Annotated in this window: 6 protein-coding genes; all 6 read right to left on the bottom strand. The window is 64.3% G+C overall.

Annotated features, from left to right (window positions below):
- Nucleotides 1–392: 392 nt before the first annotated feature.
- On the bottom strand, nucleotides 393–1,250 hold the full coding sequence (locus ACXJKR_RS27955) for a hypothetical protein (protein WP_457325608.1): 858 nt from the start codon (nucleotides 1,248–1,250) through the stop codon (nucleotides 393–395).
- 2 nt (nucleotides 1,251–1,252) lie between these two features.
- Nucleotides 1,253–1,459 (bottom strand): hypothetical protein, encoded by a 207-nt coding sequence (locus tag ACXJKR_RS27950; protein WP_457325607.1) that lies wholly within the window; start codon nucleotides 1,457–1,459, stop codon nucleotides 1,253–1,255.
- 412 nt (nucleotides 1,460–1,871) lie between these two features.
- Nucleotides 1,872–2,129, bottom strand: a complete 258-nt coding sequence (locus tag ACXJKR_RS27945) for a hypothetical protein (RefSeq protein ID WP_457325605.1) — start codon at nucleotides 2,127–2,129, stop codon at nucleotides 1,872–1,874.
- Entirely contained in the window at nucleotides 2,129–2,404 is a 276-nt protein-coding gene (locus ACXJKR_RS27940; RefSeq protein WP_457325604.1) for a hypothetical protein, read from the bottom strand. Before ACXJKR_RS27940 ends, ACXJKR_RS27945 begins: the two co-directional genes overlap by 1 nt.
- Nucleotides 2,401–2,973: a hypothetical protein gene (locus ACXJKR_RS27935; RefSeq protein ID WP_457325603.1), complete on the bottom strand. Its 573-nt coding sequence runs from the start codon at nucleotides 2,971–2,973 to the stop codon at nucleotides 2,401–2,403. The genes ACXJKR_RS27940 and ACXJKR_RS27935 overlap by 4 nt, the downstream gene beginning before the upstream one ends.
- Before the next feature lie 111 nt (nucleotides 2,974–3,084).
- The coding region (locus ACXJKR_RS27930) for a hypothetical protein (RefSeq protein WP_457325601.1) at nucleotides 3,085–3,291 on the bottom strand (207 nt) is incomplete at its 5' end.

Here is a 3,291-nt window from a genome sequence, read left to right as displayed (position 1 = left end):
AGCCGGAGTAGTCGGGACCGTTGTCGCTGCGCTTCTCTTCGTTCTTGAAGAGGGCGCCGGAGTTGTCTTTCTGCTGGTAGCTCATTGCTTGCTTTCGTACTTGGCGGCGACATAGGCCGCGATGAGTTGGATGCTGGTGGCGTGGCCGGCGCGTTGACGGCAGACTTCAAGCGCCTTGTTGAAGGCAACCAGGGTCATGCCCAGCTCAGGGGCGACAATCTTTCCCAGGCCAAGGCGGGCATAGGCGTCTAGCACTCGGCACTGCCTGGCCGTCAGGTTCAACGGCAGGCCGGTTTGCCTGGGCTCAGGCTTGGGGCGGCTTGGTGGCTGGCTCATCGGCTGGAACGTTCCAGCTCGGCGGCCACCTACACAGGTTGAGACGAGGGCGAGGGTCATGTTGTTGCTCCGGTTGGCTTCAGCACCTTGGCGACGACCTGACGGCGGATCGCATCGGCTGCTGCTTTTTCTTCGGCGGTGAGCGGGGCTAGGGTGGCGTCCCTCTCGGCTGCGGTGCGCTCGGCAGCGTTGCTGGGGACGGTGATGGGCGGCGCGCCGGCCATTGGGATGACCTTGGCGATCCACTCGGCCTTGAAGGACTGCCACGAACGCTCAGCGCACCAGCGCACGGCCTCGGCTGCAGTGATGCCAGCCTTGCCTGCCTCGGCGACAAGGCCGTCCCAAGCGGTCTGCGTCAGCGGCGCCCGCTTGGTCTTCCGGACCTTGAGCCAGTCGGCTGCGTGCGAAGGCTTCACGCCTTGGCTTTCGAGAAACGATTGCCCAAGAGCAGGCGCGGCACGCGCTTCTTCTGAACGTAGTGAAGAACTCTTCTCTTTCTCTTCTCTAGCTCCGCAATCCGGCGGAATCTGTCCGGCGTCTGTCTGCGATTTGTCCGCATCGGATGCGGACACGGTGCGTACGTTGGCCTTACGTTGCGCCTCCGTGCAGCGCCGTTTCGCGGACGCGCCGTTGTGCTCATCAAACCTGGACAGCGTGACGCCGCCGTCGCTCTCTGCGATCCAGCCGATTGCAACCAGTGCAGCGCCAAAGCCAGCAACGCCCGTCTTGCGGTCGATCTGGCGCAGCGTGAGGCCAGGCATCAGCCCGTCCTCGGTGTGCTGGTCTGCGGTGGCCCAGAGCCAATACAGGGCGCCGACGACCTGAGCCTCGCCGCAGTCGCAGGCATCGCACAGCGCCGCGACCCTGGGGTCATCCCACAGGTTGCCGCGCATCTTGATCCAGTCGCCGGCCAAGCTCAGCCCCTCGCCACCACGATCCGCACCAAGCCATCCCGCCCGGTCTTGCGCGTGATGCGCTCACCAGCGCGGAGGAAGCGGTGTCCGCTCTCCGCCAGGCGGACCCAGGGACAGGTGCTGATGCGAAGGGCTTCAATCTCGCCCCAGGTCAGCCCCTTGGCGCGAGCGGAGCGGATGGCGTTGACGATGCGATGTGCTTGCGTCATTACGGCGCTCCATGCTTGAGAAGGAATTCAGCAGCCTCAGACCACCCGCGCCGTTCTTCTGCGCTCTTGGCGTCGCCAATCTTTTGGTTGATATAGCGAAGGGCTTCCGTGCGGTGCCACTGGCGGYGCTCAGCAGCGCACAGGCCCTCCCAGTCGGCCTCCTGGCCATCACTTACGCCAGGCGCCGTCACGGCAGTCGGTGCAGCAGCAGGCGGCGTGTAGACCCATGTCGGCGGTGGTGGCGGGGCATTTGTGGCCAGCGTGCCGTCAGGGTTTCGGACGATGCCGGGCGAGACAGGGGTAGGAGCCGGAGCGGGCTTCTCGGAGCGGATGGGCGARCCAAGTCCGCCGAGGACGCTGTCTTGAGGTTCGTTGGTGCTGCGCATTCGCTTACTCCGTTGCTAGTAACTCGTTAGGCGGGCTCAGTGGTCTTCGTGATCTGCACATGAAGCACGGGGCTTCCATCCGGGTTCAGGAGAGTGGTGTCCCGGCAGTCGTCGTCGGTCCAGGTGAACTCCATGGGCTCGTGGCTGTCCGGGTCGCCGTCGCCCCATGCCAGTTCGTAGACCAGCAGGCCCATCTCGATCTCATCGAACAGCGCGCGGCGGCGGTCGGCCGGCACCTTGAGCAAGTCGGTCAAGGTCTTGATGACATAGACGGGCGCAGCCATCACGCGATCTCCTTGGTCTTGATGGGCGCCGGCACGTCTTTCCATGTCAGCGTCTCGTCTGCGCCTTCGCCGCCTGGGAGGGGAATCAGCCATTCGTCAGGGAAAACGCCCGATTCGCACTCGAAGCCAAGTCCATCCTTGAAACGGCCGATGACGAGCCATCCGGGYCACAGGGCGAGGCCACTCCCGGTCCATTGAGAGACGGTTCCGACGCGACCCTCATTGCCGGCCAAGGAGCGCTTCACCATCACGGCCATTCCAGGCTTGCAGTTCATGCCGCCCTCCCCGCTTGCTTGTCGGCGATGGCCTCTTCCGAAACGGTGAGTTGCGCTTGAAGGGCGAGCCACTGAGAGACGGCGGTGTTGCCGCACACGTACTCGAAAGCCTTGATTCCCGAGCCTGGGAGGTCGCGCTTGCGGCAGTCGTCGGCCAGGTAGCAGGTCACATGCGGCGCATAGAGACCGGCCTCCTCGGCGAGCCGTGCCTTCGTCATGTTCGTGACGCGCCTGTGAGCCCAGCAGAAGCGCACGGCCTCGCGGTATGTGGCGAGCTGGGCGATTGCCTCAGACGGGACGACGCTCGGGGCGTCTAGCCTGCAAAGCAGGCGAAGCGGTATCTGTGTCATCGGTGCCTCGATGAGAAAAGACGATGGACTGACCAGTTGAATGACCAGTTGCGACGGGGCAAAACTAGAAGCGTGATGACGAACAACACGCAGCCCTTCCAGATGCACCCGACCCGGCCCACCGCTTACTGCGGAGGCACCCGCCTGGGCGGCGAGCTTTTGTGGGAAGGGTGCAACTGGAAGAACTCGAATGACAGATTCAGACTGGGCAGACGCCAAGATCCGCGCCCTACTCATCCAAGCCCTGCGCACGATTGCGGCGCAGATGCTTTTGGAAGCGGGGAGGCTCGAATGAGCGGGCGCGGGCATGGCTATACCGGCCTAGACGGGTCAGAGCTGGATGCGCTGCGTGAGCGATTCCACGACCATTGCCAGATCAATCAGGCGGTCGCTCTCGGTGTGCAGGGCGTTGCCAAGGGGGCTACTCAAGACGGGCTGAGGCGTGGCGCCATTCGTGCCGGCCGAGGCGGGCGACAGCACTTGATACAGGCGCGTGCCCAGTACTTCGAGGCTGGCGCCCAGACGCTCGATGTTGGA

The sequence above is a fragment of the Roseateles sp. P5_E11 genome, from assembly GCF_054049355.1.
Note: the sequence above shows the minus strand (reverse complement) of the source record. Positions and strands in the feature narration are given on the sequence as shown.